The sequence below is a fragment of the Mesorhizobium onobrychidis genome (genome assembly GCF_024707545.1).
Classification (GTDB): domain Bacteria; phylum Pseudomonadota; class Alphaproteobacteria; order Rhizobiales; family Rhizobiaceae; genus Mesorhizobium; species Mesorhizobium onobrychidis.
The window spans coordinates 2,813,855-2,831,479 of the sequence record NZ_CP062229.1; the positions used below are offsets into that span (position 1 = coordinate 2,813,855).

Annotated in this window: 16 protein-coding genes; 13 read left to right on the top strand and 3 right to left on the bottom strand. The window is 62.1% G+C overall.

The annotated features are described in order from the left end of the window. Window positions 1-6: 6 nt before the first annotated feature. The 7 genes from IHQ72_RS14015 to IHQ72_RS14045 are packed head-to-tail and all read left to right on the top strand — an operon-like array spanning window position 7 to window position 7,756. Complete coding sequence (locus tag IHQ72_RS14015; RefSeq protein WP_258122964.1) at window positions 7-987, top strand: ABC transporter permease; 981 nt, start codon at window positions 7-9, stop codon at window positions 985-987. Beyond that, the gene (locus IHQ72_RS14020) at window positions 987-1,913 is read left to right on the top strand and encodes an ABC transporter permease (protein ID WP_258122965.1); all 927 of its coding nucleotides are present in this window, start codon (window positions 987-989) and stop codon (window positions 1,911-1,913) included. Before IHQ72_RS14015 ends, IHQ72_RS14020 begins: the two co-directional genes overlap by 1 nt. After that, window positions 1,910-3,733, top strand: a complete 1,824-nt coding sequence (locus IHQ72_RS14025) for a dipeptide ABC transporter ATP-binding protein (RefSeq protein WP_258122966.1) — start codon at window positions 1,910-1,912, stop codon at window positions 3,731-3,733. The genes IHQ72_RS14020 and IHQ72_RS14025 overlap by 4 nt, the downstream gene beginning before the upstream one ends. A 48-nt stretch (window positions 3,734-3,781) precedes the next feature. Next, on the top strand, window positions 3,782-4,543 hold the full coding sequence (locus tag IHQ72_RS14030) for a DeoR/GlpR family DNA-binding transcription regulator (RefSeq protein WP_258122967.1): 762 nt from the start codon (window positions 3,782-3,784) through the stop codon (window positions 4,541-4,543). Continuing rightward, window positions 4,536-5,816, top strand: coding sequence for a Zn-dependent hydrolase (locus IHQ72_RS14035; protein WP_258122968.1), 1,281 nt, complete (start codon window positions 4,536-4,538; stop codon window positions 5,814-5,816). The genes IHQ72_RS14030 and IHQ72_RS14035 overlap by 8 nt, the downstream gene beginning before the upstream one ends. 11 nt (window positions 5,817-5,827) lie before the next feature. Further along, on the top strand, window positions 5,828-6,793 hold the full coding sequence (locus IHQ72_RS14040) for an aminoglycoside phosphotransferase family protein (RefSeq protein WP_258122969.1): 966 nt from the start codon (window positions 5,828-5,830) through the stop codon (window positions 6,791-6,793). 21 nt (window positions 6,794-6,814) lie between these two features. Beyond that, window positions 6,815-7,756, top strand: coding sequence for a choline/ethanolamine kinase family protein (locus IHQ72_RS14045; protein WP_258122970.1), 942 nt, complete (start codon window positions 6,815-6,817; stop codon window positions 7,754-7,756). A 149-nt stretch (window positions 7,757-7,905) separates the two neighbouring features. Here the strand turns inward: IHQ72_RS14045 and IHQ72_RS14050 are convergent, their stop codons facing one another. From IHQ72_RS14050 to IHQ72_RS14060, 3 genes are read right to left on the bottom strand one after another with little or no spacing between them, the layout of a single operon-like run. Further along, on the bottom strand, window positions 7,906-8,730 hold the full coding sequence (locus tag IHQ72_RS14050) for an alpha/beta hydrolase (protein ID WP_258122971.1): 825 nt from the start codon (window positions 8,728-8,730) through the stop codon (window positions 7,906-7,908). A gap of 11 nt (window positions 8,731-8,741) precedes the next feature. After that, a complete protein-coding gene (locus tag IHQ72_RS14055) occupies window positions 8,742-10,229 on the bottom strand; it encodes an NAD-dependent succinate-semialdehyde dehydrogenase (protein ID WP_258122972.1) in 1,488 nt (495 codons plus the stop codon). A gap of 18 nt (window positions 10,230-10,247) precedes the next feature. Continuing rightward, window positions 10,248-11,456 (bottom strand): iron-containing alcohol dehydrogenase, encoded by a 1,209-nt coding sequence (locus IHQ72_RS14060; protein WP_258123832.1) that lies wholly within the window; start codon window positions 11,454-11,456, stop codon window positions 10,248-10,250. 159 nt (window positions 11,457-11,615) lie between these two features. Between IHQ72_RS14060 and IHQ72_RS14065 the strand changes: the two genes are divergently transcribed. From IHQ72_RS14065 to IHQ72_RS14090, 6 genes are all read left to right on the top strand, one after another. Continuing rightward, on the top strand, window positions 11,616-12,317 hold the full coding sequence (locus tag IHQ72_RS14065) for a GntR family transcriptional regulator (protein ID WP_258122973.1): 702 nt from the start codon (window positions 11,616-11,618) through the stop codon (window positions 12,315-12,317). A 190-nt stretch (window positions 12,318-12,507) separates the two neighbouring features. Beyond that, window positions 12,508-13,101: a DJ-1/PfpI family protein gene (locus IHQ72_RS14070; RefSeq protein WP_029350441.1), complete on the top strand. Its 594-nt coding sequence runs from the start codon at window positions 12,508-12,510 to the stop codon at window positions 13,099-13,101. A gap of 142 nt (window positions 13,102-13,243) precedes the next feature. Further along, a complete protein-coding gene (locus IHQ72_RS14075; RefSeq protein WP_258122974.1) occupies window positions 13,244-14,146 on the top strand; it encodes a substrate-binding domain-containing protein in 903 nt (300 codons plus the stop codon). After that, entirely contained in the window at window positions 14,143-15,600 is a 1,458-nt protein-coding gene (locus IHQ72_RS14080; protein ID WP_258122975.1) for a sensor histidine kinase, read from the top strand. The genes IHQ72_RS14075 and IHQ72_RS14080 overlap by 4 nt, the downstream gene beginning before the upstream one ends. Beyond that, entirely contained in the window at window positions 15,590-16,933 is a 1,344-nt protein-coding gene (locus IHQ72_RS14085) for a sigma-54-dependent transcriptional regulator (protein WP_258122976.1), read from the top strand. Before IHQ72_RS14080 ends, IHQ72_RS14085 begins: the two co-directional genes overlap by 11 nt. A 150-nt stretch (window positions 16,934-17,083) precedes the next feature. Further along, on the top strand, window positions 17,084-17,611 hold the full coding sequence (locus tag IHQ72_RS14090) for an arsenate reductase (azurin) small subunit (protein ID WP_258122977.1): 528 nt from the start codon (window positions 17,084-17,086) through the stop codon (window positions 17,609-17,611). Window positions 17,612-17,625 lie beyond the last annotated feature (14 nt).

Here is a 17,625-nt window from a genome sequence, read left to right on the forward strand (position 1 = left end):
GATGGAATGTTCATCATTAGCTTTCTTGTCCGCCGCCTGGCCCAGGGTGCGCTGATCATTTTTCTTGTAACGCTGCTGATTTTCACCCTGCTTCGGCTCGTTCCGGGCGATCCCGTCCGGCTGATGGCGGGCGGAATGGCGCCCGAGGCGCTGATCGAGCAGATCGCCGAGGAGATGGGGCTTCGCGACCCGGTGCTGGTTCAATTCGGGCGCTACATGAGCGGTGTCGTCAGGGGCGACCTCGGCCAGTCGTTCGTTCGGCCGGCCAGCGGCGCTTCGACCGGCGGATCTAGTTTCGGGGATGCCACGCGCGGCGAGCGCGCCGACGTGCTCACCCTTATCGGCGAGACCCTGCCGATGACGCTGCAACTCGCCTTTCTGGCGATCGTGTTCGCGATGCTCTTTTCGTTCCTGGTCGGCATCCCGGCCGGATTGTCTCCTGGACGATGGCCGGACAGGGTCGCTTTTTACGTGTCGTCGATCTTTATACCCCTGCCGGGTTTTTGGCTCGGCATCGTGCTTGCGCTGCTGCTGTCCGTGAAGCTCGGCTGGCTGCCGGCGATCGGCTACAAGGGCTTTGCCTACACTATCCTGCCGGCAATCGTGCTGGCTGTCGAACTTTCGCCGGTTCTTATCCGGACGCTGACCGGCTCGATTTCCTCGGCAATGATGATGCCGTTCATTGCAGTCGGCCGCGTGCGCGGGCTCAGCCAGCGTCGGATCATCTTCGCGCATGCGCTGCGCAACGCCTCGGTTCCGCTGCTCAATCTCCTCGGCATCCAGATCAGCGGCCTGCTCGGCGGCGTGCTCGTCATCGAATTCATCTTCGACTATCCCGGACTGGGCCTTCTGACCATCAACGCCGTGCTGCAGCGCGACTTTCCGCTGATTCAGGGCATCGCGATCGTCACCAGCGCCATCTTCGTCCTGATCAACATCGCGGTCGATCTGATCGCGACCCTGATCGATCCGAGACTGGAATACTGATGAACGTCGTAGAAACCAGCCTGAGACTGAAAGCGACGGCGCCGGAAGCGCAGCGCGGCGCTTCGCTGTCCCGGCGGATATGGAAGGCGGCGCTCGCGTCGAACGAGTTCCGGGTCGGCCTCGTGATCTTCGCCGTACTGGGTCTCGCGGCGCTGCTCTACCCGGCCTTGAGCGGCATCGACCCCACCAAGATGAACGTCGCCGGCCGTTTGCAGGCGCCGCCCTTCCTTGGCGACAAATGGAACTGGGCTGCACCGCTCGGCACCGATCAGATCGGTCGCGACATGCTCGTGCGCAGTCTGGTGGGATTGCGCTATTCCCTGCTGATCGGCCTGTCCACCGTGGTGGTGATGCTGATCATCGGCTGCTCGCTCGGCACGCTCGCCGGCTACTATGGCGGCAGGATCGACATGGTGATCATGCGGATCACCGACGCGCAGCTCTCCATCCCAATGATCATCCTCGCGATCACCGTTCTGGGGGTATCGCGGCCGACGATTCCGGCGATCATCCTGGTCCTCGGCCTTTCGAGCTGGCCGGTCTATGCCCGCGTCACGCGCAGCGTCGTGATGACCGAACGCAAGAGCGAATATGTGCGTGCCGCCCAGGTCAGCGGCGCTTCGGATTTTCGCATCATGATCTGGCTGCTCGCGCCGCTGGTGCTGCCGCCGATCATCTTCGTGTCGGTGCTCGACGTAGCGCGCATGATGATCTTCGAGTCGATCCTCGGCTTCATCGGCCTCGGCGTGCAGCCTCCGACGCCGACCTTCGGCAACATCATCGCCGATGGCAGGAAATACCTGCTCAATGCATGGTGGATCGCCACCATGCCGGGGGTGTTCCTGTGCCTTACCCTGACCAGCATCAACCTCATGGGCGCCTCGCTCGAGCGGGCCCGCAACCGGATCTACGGAGGCGTGTCGTGAACAGCAGCCCGGTCCTGTCGGTTAAAAATCTCGGCGTGGAAGTGGGTACGGGCGCGGGCGCCCGGCCGGTCGTCTCCGATGTGAGTTTCGATCTCGCCCCGCGTGAAATCGTCGGCATCATCGGGGCCAGCGGTTCGGGCAAGACCGTTCTGGCACGAGCCCTGGTCAACTGGATCGACCCGCCGCTGCGCATCTCGTCCGGCTCGGTCGAGTACAAGTCGCAGAACATCCTCGACCTGGCCGACGGACGGATGCGCCTGCTGCGCAGGGAGATCGCCTATGTCGGTGCCAATCCCATGGGAGCGCTGGATCCCACTTTGCCGGTCGGCCGCCAGATCGTCGAGAAGCTCAGCGCCGTAGTGCCCGGCATCGATTCCTCGGAGGCCCGCAAGCGGGTCATCGACCTTCTTGGAGCGGTACGCATTCCCTCGCCACGATTGCGTTTCGACGAGTACCCCTCGCAATTCAGCGGCGGCATGATGCAGCGCGCACTGATCGTCGACGCTTTGATCAGCAATCCTGCTTTCCTCGTTGCCGACAACGTCACCCAGCCGCTCGACGTGACAGTCGCGGCGCAGGTCCTGCGTCTGATGCGCGAGTTGACGGAGCGTTTCGACACCGCGGTGGTGTTCGTTTCCTCTTCGCTGCCGATGGTCAAGGAAGCAGCCGATCAGGTTCTGGTGCTGTCCGAAGGCAGGATCGTTGAGCGCAACACCCCGCAGCGGCTCATCGACGCGCCGCAGCATCCCTATACGCTGCAGTTGATCAGCCAGATACCGAAAATCTGGACGAGCGAAGCGGTCGCGGTTCCACGTACACCGAACGCGGCCAGGCCAACGATCAGCATACGTGACGCTACCCGCACCTACCGTGTCCGCAGACGGGGAACCTTCGCGGCCCACAGCGAGGTCCGCGCCGTGCGCAACGTCACCTTCGACGTCATGCCGGGTGAGAATTTCGGCGTGGTCGGCGAGTCCGGCTGCGGCAAGTCCACCCTGATGCGGCTTCTCAGCCGCCTGGAGTTTCCGGACAGCGGCAGCGTCATCTGCGATGGCCAGGATCTCTCGAAACTGAGGGGCAAGACGCTGCTGAAGTTCCGGCGCGATTTTCAGCTGGTGCTGCAGGATCCGTTCAACTCGCTGCCGCCGCGGACATCGATCGGCGCGATCCTGGAGGATCCGCTGCGTGTGCACGGCATGCGCAATGCGAAGGAGATACGCGAACGCGTCCTGGCGGTCATGGCCGAGGTCGAGCTTCCCGCGAACCTCTACGATGAGTTGCCGCTTGGGCTCAGCGCCGGCCAACGCCAACGCGTCAATGTCGCCCGCGCCATGGTGCTCGAGCCAAAAGTGCTCATCATGGACGAGACGCTGTCGTCGCTTGATCAGACCGAGCAGTTCCGCTTGCTGGCACTGTTCGAAAAACTGCAGGCCCAGCACGGCCTGACCTACGTGTTCATTTCGCATGACCTTGCAATGGTCCGCCGCGTCTGCAACCGGGTTGCCGTGATGTATCTCGGCGAGGTGGTCGAGATCGCCCACAATGAGCGTCTTTTCTTCGATCCCGGGCATCCGTACACGAAGGCGCTGTTGAGCGCGGTTCCGACACTGGAGGAGCGCCGCTACAAGCCGGAGGACTGCCTGCTCGAAGGCGAGCCGCCGAGCCCGATCGACCTGCCGCCGGGTTGCAGTTTCGCCAGCCGCTGTCCGCATGCCTTCGACAGGTGCCATGCCGAGAGCCCGACGCTGACGGCGCGAAATCACCGCGAGTTGGCGGCCTGCTTCCTCGTTGAAAGACAGGGGGCCCGCGCCGCCGCATGATGAACAAGAAAAAACGGGGAGGAACATACCGATGGAAGCGAAATCCGCATGAGCGATCCTGAAGATCGCTTGCAACACGCACTTGCCGAACTCGAGAAGCACGGGCGCGTATCGGTGCAGGCACTCGCCGAGCATTTCCATGTCAGCCGGGAAACGGTGCGTCGCGACCTGAAGCGACTGGAACTCGAGGGGCACCTGCGATGCATCTATGGCGGTGGCGTCAAGCCGCGCCCGGACGCCGACGAGCCCATCGCCGACCGGATGCGGCTGAATGCGCGCGAGAAGGCGCGCATCGCCGAATGCGCGGCGACCCTGCTCAGGGACCATATCAAGATCTTCGTCGACACGGGCACGACGACGCTGGCCTTCGCCAAGCATCTGAGGAACTGGCCTGATATCACCGTCTACACCAACTCGCTCGACATCGTCGCGCTGCTCGCCGATGCCGGACATCCCAATCTCGTGGCGGTCGGCGGCGACGTCAGGGCGAGCTACCGGGCCTTCATGGGTCAGGATCCGGTCGATCTCGTCACGCGGCACCTGTTCGACATCGCCTTCGTCAGCATTGCAACCGTCGACAGCAGGTTCGGCTTCATGGACCTCGGACAGGACGAGGCGAACATTCGCCGTGCGCTGCGAAAGCACTCCAAACAGTGCGTCATGCTGGCGGACAGCAGCAAGTTCGGCCGGCAGGGCTCCATCTGTACATACGAATTCCGGGACGTCGACATCCTGATCACCGACGCTCCGCTCAAGGCGGACTTCGCCGCGCAAATGGATCAGGCACAGGTAAAGGTGCTCTATGCTTGAAATTCGCAAGGACCCGTCGGCCTTCCCCGGCATCGACGCCGAAGCCCTCCATCGGATGATGGATGAGGTTTCCGCCTTCGGCGGTGGTCCGGACGGCTCGATGATGCGACTGACCCTGTCCCGCGAGGATGGACTGGCACGCGACTGGTTGGCTGCATGGTTTGCGCAGGAAGGTCTGCGCCTTGAGGTCGACGCGATCGGCAACATGTACGGATTTCTCAACTGGGCCGGCAAGGATGCGCCCTGCATCATGTGCGGGTCGCATCTCGACAGTCAGCCGAATGGTGGCCGTTTCGACGGCGCCTATGGGGTGATCGCCGCCTGCAGCGCGATAGAGGCGATCCGGCGCCGGGTGGCCGAAACCGGCATCACTCCGAAATGCAACTTCGTCATCGTCAACTGGACCAACGAGGAAGGTGCGCGATTCCAGCCGAGCCTGCTTGGCAGCAGCGTCAATTCCGGCGAGATCGACCTGGATTTCGCGCTCGCGCGCCGGGACGGCTCCGGCGTGTCGGTGGCCGAGGCGCTGTCGGAAATTGGCTATGCGGGCAAGGCCGCTGGCGTGGTGCCGGACGCCCTGATCGAGATCCACATCGAGGGTTCGGCCCACCTCGAGAAGGCCGGCCTGCGGATCGGGGCATTCACTCGTTTCTGGGGTGCCGTCAAATATCGCCTCGCCTATCTCGGTCGGCAGGCCCACACCGGCCCGACTCCGATGGCCGAGCGGCAGGACGCGCTGCTCGCTGCCGCCATTCTGATCGCCGAACTCAGGGACATGGCCGACAAGGCCGGCCAGGATCTGCACACCTCGGCGGCGCGGTTGGAAGTCCATCCGAATTCGCCGAACGTGGTGCCGGCAGAGGCGGTGATGTTCATCGAACTGCGGTCGGGAAGCGCCGAGCTTCTGGCGTCGGCCGAAGCGGAACTGAAGGAGAAGATCGCAGCCTGCGCTGCGCGCGCACGCGTGTCATTCGAAGTCCGATCCATAGACCGGAGGCGGGCGGGAGAATTCGACGCCGGGCTGATCGATCTGGCCGAACAGACCGCCAAATCGCTCGGGCAAACCGTGCTGCGGCTCGATACGATCGGTGGGCACGACGCCGTCAGCATGTCGGCGGTGACGCCGGCGATCGTCATCGGGGTGCCGAGCGTCGGCGGTGTCATCCACCATCCAACGGAGTTTACCACGCCCGAGGACCGGCTCCTGGGGACGGAACTGCTCGCGGGGATGCTGTGGCGGTTCTGCGTCGACGGCAACGTCCTGAAGAACTGAAGGGCCAGACGATGAAGACGATCGGCGAAGCCTCCACCCCCGCGGAAGTAAGTGCCGAGGCGGCGCTCATCGCTGTTGCCGACTGGACGGGAAAACAGATCGGTTATACCTCAGCTCCTCCGGGTATCGCATCGCCCTCGCATCGCGGCGTCGACAGCGAAGCATGGCTGGTGGCGGTCGACCAGCCGTCTCCGGCCTATTTCCTGAAGATTGTGAACTCCGATCAGAAGGCGTTCGTCGATCTGGAAGCCGTATTTGAAGCCGCCTCCATCGCGGCCGGACTGGGCTGCACGCCAGGTCCGCGGCACTTTGCGCGAGACGCCGACGCGATCGTCTTCGATCTCCTGCCGCCCGGTTGGAAAACAGCGCGCATGGACGATCTGCGACGGGCGGACGTGATGGAACAGGTCATCGCGCTCAAAAAGGCGATCCACGGGGCGCGGCCATTCGCTTTGTCCTGGACGGTATTCGATAGGATCCGGGTGCTGGACAACGCCTGCCAAGCCGCTGGCGTCGACCGCCCGGATGAGCTTTGGTGGATGCTCGACGGCGTCGGCGAGATCGAGCGCGCGATTACGGCTGCGGGTTACGATGTCCGGCCGAGCCACGCCGACGGCCTCGCCTCCAACGTCATGATAAGTCAAGACGGGGCGGTTCAGCTCGTCGATTTCGACGACGCCCGTAATGTCGATCCCTTCTACGAGATCGGCATTTTGCTCAACGAGGCCTTTCCCTTCGAAGAAGAGATGCGGCCGGCGCTTGAGGTGTTCGAGGGCTCTTTCCGTCAGGCTTCCCTCGACCGCTGCCGTGCCTATGCGGTTGCGGACGATCTGATGTGGGGGCTCTGGGGGATGCTCATGAACTCGATATCGCCGCGCGGCGACATCGAGTTTCTGAAATACGCGCAGTGGCGCCTGCTGCGCTGCCGGATGGCCCTTCGCCATCCGGACTTCGAACTGAAGTTGAGACGGCTTTGAGCGGCTGCAAGGAGGCTGTACATGGTTGAGAAGCGGCCGGGCGAGGCGGTGAGCGAAGCCGAGCGGGAGATCGAGGCCGTCATCTGTGCCGTCGAACCATGGAGCGGCCGCGATCTCCGCTACGGGCCGGTGCATGGCGGCATCAGCAATTCCAACTGGCGCGTTCGCATTGCGGGACAGTCAGGGAGCTATTTCGTGAAGGTTCCGGGCCGGGGCACCGAGATGTTCATTGATCGAAAAGCGGCGGCGGAGGCGAGCCGGCGCGCGCACTCGCTCGGTATCGGACCCGCGGTCTACGGCTATCTGGACGAACGCGGCGTCGAGATCGCCGATTTCATGGAGGGACGGCGCTCCTGTACCAACCGCGATTTCCTCGACCCGGATGTGCGCCGCTCGGTGCTGGGTCTCTACCGGCGCTTCAACGATTCGGGCCTGCTGTCGCTGACCAAGACCGTCTTCGACATGATCGACGAGCATGTCGACCAGGTGCGTGAGCTCGGAGGCGCACTGCCCGCGGATTTTGTCTGGCTGCATCGCCAGTACCGGCTGGCGCGGGCGGCGCTCGAGGCTTCGGGTATCGACCTGGTGCCGTGCTTCAACGATCCGATGCCCGGGAACTTCATGATCGCGCCCGACCGGTCGATGATGCTGATCGATTACGAGTATGCGGCAAACAACGACCGCTGTTACGAACTCGGCATCTGGTGCGGAGAAATGTTCTTCTCCGATGCGGTCGAGGCCGAGGTCATCGAGGAATATTTCGGCAGGTTCGATCCACGGTTGAAAGCTCGCCTGGTCGTGCACAAGGTGCTCGCCGATGTGAAGTGGGGAACCTGGGCGATGGTGCAAAACGTCGTATCGGCGCTCGATTTCGATTTCTACAAATACGGGGCGTGGAAATATATGCGCGCGCGCTCGGTGATGCAGACCCCGCAATGGGTCGAGTATCTCAGGGCGGTCTGACGGGTGTCACTGGCGGAGCAATTCCGACCAGCGACATATTTTCATATCATGATGAGCCAAAGAGGGCGCGTCCGTCTCCAGCTACTGCCCGATTGGATGCAGACGGCATTGCGGTTAAGCCGCCATGGCCGGCGTGTCTGCAGGAAGGGTTAGCGGCTGTCGTTGGCAATCAGGTTCGTCAGGCAATCCCCCGCCTGGCTCTCAGGCACGCCGAGATCTCTGACACTGTCCATGTGGTTGCGGTTCGTGAGAACAAGCGACGTTACCGGCGAACCCTGCTGCAGCAGGTGCTCTTTGAATTGATCTGCTTGCTGATGGAAAGGCGGCGTCTCATTGGCTCCGACCAGAACCGTCGCCTTGGTTTGAGGATCATGCCGATAGGCAAGAGGTGTAAGCATGGCGACTTCCTCATCGGTGATTCCAATCTCGTTGGCGAGAAAGGAGTTCTGGAGCGGTTTCAAATCGTAGAGCCCGCCGAGCAGAAGGGCTGCCCGCACATTCGAGGGGGTATGCTCGCTGTTGAACAGAAATGTTGAAAGATGTGCTCCGGCCGAATGACCGCTAACAGTCAGGTTTGCGGGGTCTCCGCCCCAGTCATGGATATTGTCCAGAACCCACTGCTTGGCGCGGCGCACCTGCTCGACGATCGTAGCCATCCTGACCTTGGGCATCAGAGCATAGTCGACGATGACGGCAATCGCACCCGCCTGGGTAATCGTCGTCGCCACGTATGAGTAGTCGCGCTTGGAGAACATTCTCCAGTAGCCGCCATGGATAAACATGTGCACCGGCAGGTCGCTTCTTTTGCCCGAGGGAAAGAACAGGTCGATGGTTTCGGTCTGATCCGGCCCATAGGCAACGTCGGCAGTCATTGGAATGGTTGCGCGAACGGCCTCGCTGCGGTGAACGATGTCCTGCACGATTTTGTCAAAATCCGCGACGTGGTCGCGGATGCGAAACGGATCGCTTTGCACTCTTCCTCCGCTCAGATGCTGATGGCGAGGTATTTCGCCTCCATGAACTCGGCAATGCCGTGATGCTGGCCGCCCTCGCGGCCGAGGCCGCTCTGCTTGACCCCGCCGAAGGGTGCTGCCGGATCGGACATCAAGCCGCGGTTGAGAGCGATCATCCCGGCTTCGATCTTGGATGCCACCCGCATTCCACGCGCAAGATCGCGCGTGTAGATGTAGGCGGCAAGACCGTATTCGGTGTCGTTGGCGCGCGCGATGACGTCGGCTTCCGTTTCGAATCTCGAGATCGGCGCCACCGGCCCAAAAATTTCCTCGTGCGCCATCTCCGCCTCGGCCGGGACGTCGCAGAGCACGGTCGGCGGATAGTAGTATCCCGTTCCCGAGCCTGCCTTGCCCCCGCACAGCACCCGCGCGCCACGGGCGACAGCATCGTTGACCAGACGGTCGATCTTGTCGACGGCCTTCCTGGTGATCATCGGCCCGCACTCCGTGGCCGCGTCAGTGCCAGCGCCGATCTTGAGTGCCGACATCCGCCTGGCGAGGCTTTCGCCAAAGGCATCGTAAACGCCAGACTGGACATAGATGCGGTTTGCAGCCGTGCAGGCCTCGCCGGCGTTGCGCATCTTCGCCACCATCGCCCCATCGACCGCCGCGTCGAGGTCCGCGTCATCGAACACAAGGAATGGCGCGTTGCCGCCAAGTTCCATCGAACACGAAACCACGTGCTTTGCGGCCTCGGCCAGCAGAACGCGCCCGACTCCCGTCGAGCCGGTAAAGGAGAGTTTCCGCACGCGCGGATCGGCCAGCATCGCAGCCGTCAAAGGGCCGGGATTGGAGGTTGTCAGAACGTTCACCACACCTGGCGGAACGCCTGCTTCCTGGTAGAGCGCGGCAAGCGCATAGGCCGTCAGCGGGGTCTCGCTGGCTGGCTTCAAAATTACCGTGCACCCGGCAGCCAAGGCGGGCGCGATCTTGCGCGTCGCCATGGCGGCAGGGAAGTTCCATGGTGTGACAAGCACGCAGATGCCGATGGGCTCGTAGTCGACCACGATCCTGTTCGTGCCGGAAGGCGCCATCCCGAATTCACCGGTGATGCGAACGGCTTCCTCGGCATTCCAGCGAAAGAATTCCGCAGCATAGGCGATTTCGCCACGCGCGTCCCGGAGTGCCTTGCCGTTTTCCAGCGAGATCAGTGTTGCCAGCGTCTCGGAACGTTGCGTCATCAGCTCGAAGCAACGTCTGAGGATTTCGGAACGCTTGCGGGGTGCCGTTGTGCGCCAGCCATCGGCGGCCTTGGCCGCAGCCTCCACGGCGGCCGCGGCATCTTCGATCGTCGCATCGGGAACGGCGGCGATCACCGCTTCCGTGGAAGGGTCCACGACCTGGATTTCCGTGCCTTCGGCGGATTGCCTCCATTGGCCGCCGATATACAAGCCGTGGGAGAATCTATGGAAGTCGGCAGTGTCCTGATCGTCCCCGAGCACCTGATGAGATATGTTCATGGCCTGCTCCTCGATTGCTCACATGACACAGGCGGCGAGGTCGCCATCATAGGCAGCCTGGATCAGGCCCCGCATGGCTGCCAGATCGAATAGACGCGGATTGTTCTTGATGAGACGGTCAATGCCGAGCGCCTGTTCGGCCGTCCAATCGAGCTTGTCGGCGGGAAGCCCGAGCTTGGCCAGCGTAGGCGTGATCCCGATCGCTCCAAACAGCCGGCCGATCTCGTCGATCATCGCGTCGGCCATCTCACCGGTACTCCGGTCCCTCCCGTCGAGACCAAGGGCAAGGCCGATCTCGGTCATCTCGGCGGCCGCGGCGGCCCGGTTGTACTTCATGACATACGGCAGCATGGTCGCGACACCCAGCCCGTGAGCGGTGTGGGTAAGGGCACCGACCGGATATTGCACCGCGTGCGCCGCCGCAGTTCCGGCCGTACCGAACGCACAGCCGGCTGCAAGCGCGCCCATCATCACATCGGCGCGAGCGTCCTCGTCGGCGGGGTCGCGGTAGGCTTTCTCGAGACTGCGGCCAAGCAGCTTGATCGCGAGCAGCGCAAAATGATCGGTCAGCGCGCTCTTGCCGATGAAGACATGCTGTTGCGGCAGGCCGGGGTCAGTGCCGCGCCTGGCGGCGGTAAAAGCCTCGACCGCATGGGTCAGCGCGTCTGCGCCCGCGATCGCCGTCAGCCCCGGGGGACATGTCATCGTCAGTTCCGGGTCGCAGATGGCGGCTGCCGCGATCAGATGCGGGCTGGAGATGCCGACCTTCATGGTGCGATCCGGATCGGAGATCACCGCGACAGGGGTCACTTCCGAGCCGGTGCCGGCCGTTGTCGGCACCGCGATCAGCGGCAGCGTCGGACCAGGCACCTTGAACTCGCCGTAGTAATCCTGGAGCAGGCCGCCGTGACTGATGAGCAACGCGGCGCATTTGGCCATGTCGAGACAACTGCCGCCGCCGATGCCGATCACCATGTCGGGCGCAAAATCCCGCGCCTCCTCGACGCAGACGGCAACCGTGTCGCGCGGCACATCGGGCTGCACACGATTGTGCACCAGCACATCGATCGATGCGCCCTCGAGCGCCGCCATGATCTCTGCGAAGGCGACGGTTGCGGCAAAGCGCTCGTCCGTACAGACAAGAGCGCGACGGCCCAGCCTGGCCGCAACGGTTGGAATGACATGGCGCTGGCCCTTCCCGAAGAGGATTTCACGCGGCAGCCTTATTGCAGCGAAAAGGCCATGTTCAGCGTCTCTCGATGATGTTGCGAGTGGAAAGCGAAAGCTCGTTGAGGCTCGAAAAATATCCTCTATTAAATCGTATAGGATATAGGATTGTATTGAACGAAGCTTCGTGTTAGCCAGTGATCCTGTCAAGAGGCAAAGATGCAGGTCACGAACTTAAGCAATGCCCGAGAAGTCGGCCCCGTTAGCGGACGCATCCAGCGATCCAACAGCCTGGTGGAGGACGTCTATGAAGCGATTTTCGCGCAACTCATGTCGCTGAAGATCGCGCCTGGCTCACGGATCACCGTCGACAGTCTGGTCAAGGAACTGGATGTATCCCACACGCCAATCCGTGAAGCGCTTGGCCGCCTCGAAGGCGAAGGCCTTGTGCTGAAGACACATTTGATCGGCTACCGCGCCGCGCCGCAGATAACCAAGCGCCGATTTGACGAACTCTATGAGCTTCGCCTGCTGCTCGAGCCGCATGGGGCGGCCAAAGCAGCCGCATTGATGGATGAGACGAAACTTGCGGTGCTTCGGGAGTCCGCAGGGGGCATGGCGCGCCGCGAGGGCAAGGATGAACGCCTGCGTTACTCCAACTTTGCGCGGCAGGACGCCATTTTCCACGACAGGATCATGGAATTTGCAAACAATGATCTCGTGCGCGAGACTCTCGCGTTCCAGCATACGCACTTCCACATCTTCCGCCTGATGTTCCATTCGCGCGTCACCGAGGAAGCGCTCGACGAGCATGAGGCCATCCTGGCCGCCTTCGCTGCCTCCGATCCCGCTGCGGCGGAACAGGCGATGCGCCGTCATATCGAGCATTCTCGTGATCGTTTGCTGCTGGCGTTCGATTGAGACTGTCCACGATGTCCGTCACCGTCCGCGTCGGAAGCGGCGCCGTCAAGTTGGACGCACCGTCGATCACGCAAGCAAACGCCCGGGACATCCCGGATCCCCTTTTCTGAGACCCGCGCCGCCGGGCGAGTGCAATGCCCGCCCGACTTCCATTCACAAAACCCTTCCATTCACAAACGAGGAACCGACCATGCCAGGCAAGAAAATACTGATGTTGACCGGTGAGTTTACCGAAGAATATGAGATCTTCGTCTATCAGCAGGCGATGGAGGCCGTCGGCCACATCGTCCACGTTGTCTGCCCTGACAAGAACGCTGGAGACCTGATCAAGACGTCGCTTCACGATTTCGAAGGTGACCAAACCTACACCGAAAAACCCGGCCACTATGCTTTGCTGAACAAGACCTTTTCGGAGGCGGAAAAACAGCTCGACCAGTATCATGCCGTGTATTGCGCGGGCGGTCGTGGCCCCGAGTACATCCGCACGGATAAGCGCGTGCAGGCGATAGTCCGCCATTTCCACGAAAACAAGAAGCCGATCTTTACGATCTGCCATGGCGTCCAGATCCTGATCGCGGTCGACGGCGTCGTGCGTGGCAAGAAAGTAGGTGCGCTGGCTGCCTGCGAGCCGGAAGTGACCCTCGCCGGTGGAACCTATATCGACCTGTCCCCGACTGAGGCCTATGTCGACGGAACGATGGTCTCGGCAAAGGGCTGGACCGCACTTGCCGCGTTCATCCGCGAATGCCTGAAGGTGCTGGGAACGGAAATCCGCCACAACTGAGTCAATCGGCCCGATGCATCCCAGACGGCATGCATCGGTTCGCTCCAAAATCCGGTTCCGCTTTTGCAGTTCCTAGACTTCTAGATTTTCGGATATGATCGGGTCGACCGGACACCCTCTCACTCCGGTCGGGAGGCGATTCTTGAGGAACCTAGGCAACCCGCACAGGGCCACCGACGGCGTTCCGATCACACGGCGCGATCTGATTGCGGCCGCTGTTTCGGGTGCGGCGACCCTATTCGCTCCCGTTGTCCTCCGTGCCGAAGAAGAGAGTTTCAAATTCGGCCTGACGCCGGTCTTCCTCTCCAACGATCTCGAATTGCTTGGCCATCTGCGCAGCTATCTGGGCGCCAAGATCGGTGGCCAGATCGAGCTCGTCACGCGCCGCACGTACCAGGAAATCACGGCGCTGCTAGCTTCCGGGCAGATTCAGTCGGCATGGATCTGCGGCTACCCCTACGTGCAGTTCAAGGCCGATCTCGACCTTATCGCCGCTCCCGTCTGGCACGGCAAGCCGCTCTACCAGTCGTACCTGATCGCTTCGACCGGTCGTAAAGTGGATGACTGGAGCGGATTGAAAGGCGACGTCCATGCGTTCTCGGATCCTGATTCGAATTCGGGTTTTCTGGTGACGCGGGCACTTCTCGCGGAGAACCGCCAGCTTCCCGGCAGTTTCTTCGCGCGAAGCTTTTTCACCTACGGACACCGAAACGTCATCAGGGCCGTCGCCTCGGGCCTCGCTCGGTCGGGCAGCGTAGACGGCTACGTCTACGAGGTCATGCGCGAGACCGAGCCGGATTTGGTGAAGCAGACCAGGATCGTCCGCAAGTCGGAATGGCTGGGTTTTCCGCCAATAGCGTCGCCGAAGTCCGCCTCCAATGATCGACGCGTCAAGGCGCTGCAGCAGGCCTTGATTTCCATGAAGGATGATGCCGAGGGTCGGAAAGTCCTTGCCCTGCTTCGTCTGGACGGGTTCGCGGCAACCGATCCGTCGCTCTTCGACGCGATTGCCGCCAAGGTGGAAACCGTGAGGCAGTTTGGATGAAACTGCTCCGGCGTTTCCGATCGATTCCCGTCTCCTACCGCGTGCCGGTCTTTGTGGCTTTGCTTATGGTGGTCATCAGTGCAGCCATTTCCGAGCGAGTGCTCAACCGGCTGTCGCGGACACAGGAAAGCTTCCTTAACGGCCTTGCCGAAACATATCTCGATGGTCTTTCGTCGGCGGTCGTGCCGGCCGTGTTGCGGGCGGACGTCTGGGAGGTGTTCGACGCGCTCGACAGATCCTCGGCCTCCTATAAATCCCTCGCTCCGATCGAAACCGTGGTGACCGGATCAGACGGCAGGGTACTCGCCGCGAGCGATCCGAACCGGATCGCGACTTATTCCGAATTGTCGGCGGATTACCTCAATCGCTATGGTCCGGGCGTCGTCACGATCGACAAGTCCAAGTTGACCGGGTTCGCCCACCGCGATCTCGTCTATCAGGGTCAGCCAATCGGGACGATCCACGCCACATTCGATGTTTCGCACCTCTTTGCCGAGCGGCGTGAGATTCTGGTCACCCTGCTCATTACCAACGGCGTCCTTGCGGCCTTGTTCGCGCTGGGCGGCTTCGCGCTGGTGAGGCAGATGATCGGCCCGATGCGGGTGTTGGAGGATCACATGCGCTCTGCAGCGCATGGCGCGGCCGAGCCGATCTCACCTCGGGAAATCCCGGCCGGGGATTCCGAGGTCGCAGGCCTGTTCCGCGGCTACAATGCCCTCGTTCATGCCGAGCGTGAGCGCGCGAATTTCGCCATGCAGCTCGCCGAGGAAGAGAAGCTGTCGAGCCTCGGGCGTCTCGCTTCCGGCATGGCGCATGAGATCAACAATCCGCTTGGCGGCCTGTTCAACGCACTGGATACGTTGAAGACCCATGGCGAAACCCCCGGGGTTCGCGACACATCGATCAGCCTGATCGAGCGCGGCCTTGCAGGCATTCGGGACGTGGTCGAGGCCGCGCTTGCCACCTACCGGCCAGAACGATCACAGCGCCTTATGACTGCTGCCGATCTGGATGATGTCCGTCTGTTGCTCAAGCCGGAATTGCGCCGCAAGCGGCAGCGGCTGGATTGGAGCGTCGCATGGAACGGTGCGCCGGAGTTGCCCATCCGAGGCGGTCCGGTCCGTCAGGCGGTCCTCAATCTCCTCCTCAATGCGAGCGCGGTCACTCCAGAAGACGGGACGGTTTCGCTGAAGGCGGTGAGCGCGGAGGACCGGTTGCACATCGAAATTGGTGACCAGGGCTCCGGAATGCCGGCCGACATAGCGGGGATTCTCATCGATCAGGATCCCGGTCCCGCCGTACGCGCAGGGCGTGGTCTCGGTCTCTGGATGGTCCGCCGCGTGGTTGACGATCTCGGCGGACGTGCCAGTATCGCAGCCAAAAGAGGGGGAGGGACGGCGGTCACGCTGACAATTCCCTTCGACAGCGAGGACGTCAAAGCCCATGCTGCCTGACCGCGCCCGGATAGGCCTCGTCGAGGACGATCTCGTCATGGGCGGCTCGATCGTCCAGCGTCTCGAGCTCGAGGGCTGGCGAGTGACGTGGTGGCAATCAGGGCGAGATGCCATCTCCGGAATTGAAGGCCTCTGCGATTCCCTCGACCTGGTGATTTGTGACATCCGTCTCCCGGATATTTCCGGCGAAGTGGTTTTCGGCGAGCTTGCCAATCTGCCGAATTCCCCACCCTTTATCTTCGTGACCGGCCATGGTGAGATTGACCAAGCTGTCCGGTTGATGCGATCCGGCGCGGTCGATTTCATGACCAAGCCGTTCGTGATGGATGAATTCCTGCGGCGCATAGATGCCGCGCGGCGGACAACGCATAGTCAGCTTCGTCTCAAGGGCTATTTCCTCGGCGAGTCCCCGGCCATCCAGAATGCCGAAGACTTGCTGCGTCGTTACGCGGGCCACGATCTGCCTGTCCTGATCACCGGCGAGACCGGATGCGGGAAAGAAGTAGCGGCCCGCCTGCTCCATGAGGTTTCACCTCGGCGCCTAGAGCCGTTCATCGCCGTGAACTGTGCGGCTATCCCGGCCGAATTACTGGAAAGCGAGATTTTCGGTCACGAAAAAGGGGCGTTTACCGGTGCGCAACAGCGGCACCTCGGATATGCCGAGCGGGCCGGAAAGGGCACGTTGTTCCTGGATGAGATCGGCGACATGCCAATGCCGCTTCAGGCAAAACTGCTCAGGCTCATAGAGGATGGCAGTTTCAATCGCGTGGGGGGCGAGACGCCCTGCACTTTTCGAGCCCGGGTCGTTTCCGCCACTCATCGTGGTCTTGGCCAACGCGACGGGCCGTCGAGCTTCCGCGAAGATCTCTATTTTCGACTTGCGGTCCTGCCGGTGACGATTCCACCGCTGCGCGAGCGGCTTGAGGACATCACCTGGCTTCTCGACAGGTTCCTTGAGAATGCAGTGACCCGATCCGATACCCGGATCCGGGGCTTCAGCGCGCTTGCCGAGGAGGCTGCACTTGCCTATCCCTGGCCCGGAAATGTGCGGGAGCTTAGAAACCGCGTTGAGCGGGCGGTGGCGTTGTCGACCAGTGAGTGGATCATGCCCGGTGACCTGTTCCCGGAACGGACAACAAAGCCCGCAAGCGCGGCATTCGCCCCGCTAGCCGACGTTCGCGATGCCGCCGAGCGGCGGCAGATAGAGCGCGCGCTGGACGAAACGGGTGGTCAAATTGCAAAGGCAGCTGGGTTGCTGGCGATCTCCCGAACGACCCTTTGGGAGAAGATGACGCGGCTCGGCGTTGCCGATCGGGCACGTTCGACTTCCTGAACCTTCGGCAGTCAGCATGTCCGGATTTCCGAACGTGCAGGCTTCTTGGCGCTGGCCCTACAGCAGTTTCTTGAATGAAATCTGCGGCTCCTCGGGTTGGCATAGGCGTTGCAAAGCCGCTTGCAACGATTTCGCCAATGGGAGGAATGCATGGATCGCTGCAACAAGCTGGTCGATGTCGGCCGTCGTCAATTTTTAAGGGGAGGGGCGTTCGCCGCCGCCGGCATGGCCACCGCAGTGGCGCTGCCGGCGCAAGCTCAGACCAAGGCTGCACCCGGTCTGGCACTGGTCGAATACCCGTCGAACAAGTTGGCCAATATAGCCGACTTGAAACCAAACGAGCCTTTCGATGTCGGCTACCCCGATGAGAACGCGCCCGGTGTGCTGCTGAAGCTTGGAATGAAAGTGGAAGGTGGCGCCGGTCCTGACGGCGACATCGTCGGGTTCTCGACCACGTGTCCCCACAAGGGCTTCCCGCTCAACTACAACGCCGACGACCACTCCTTCAATTGCCCCGGCCACTATTCGCGCTTCGACGCCGATGCCGGCGGGCAACAGATCTGGGGGCAGTCGACCGCCAACCTGCCGCAATACACGCTCCGCATCGACGACAAGGGCGACATCTATGCCGAGGGTGTGGATGAGCTGCTCTACGGTCGTCTGAGCAACGTACTTTAAGGAAGGATCGGATC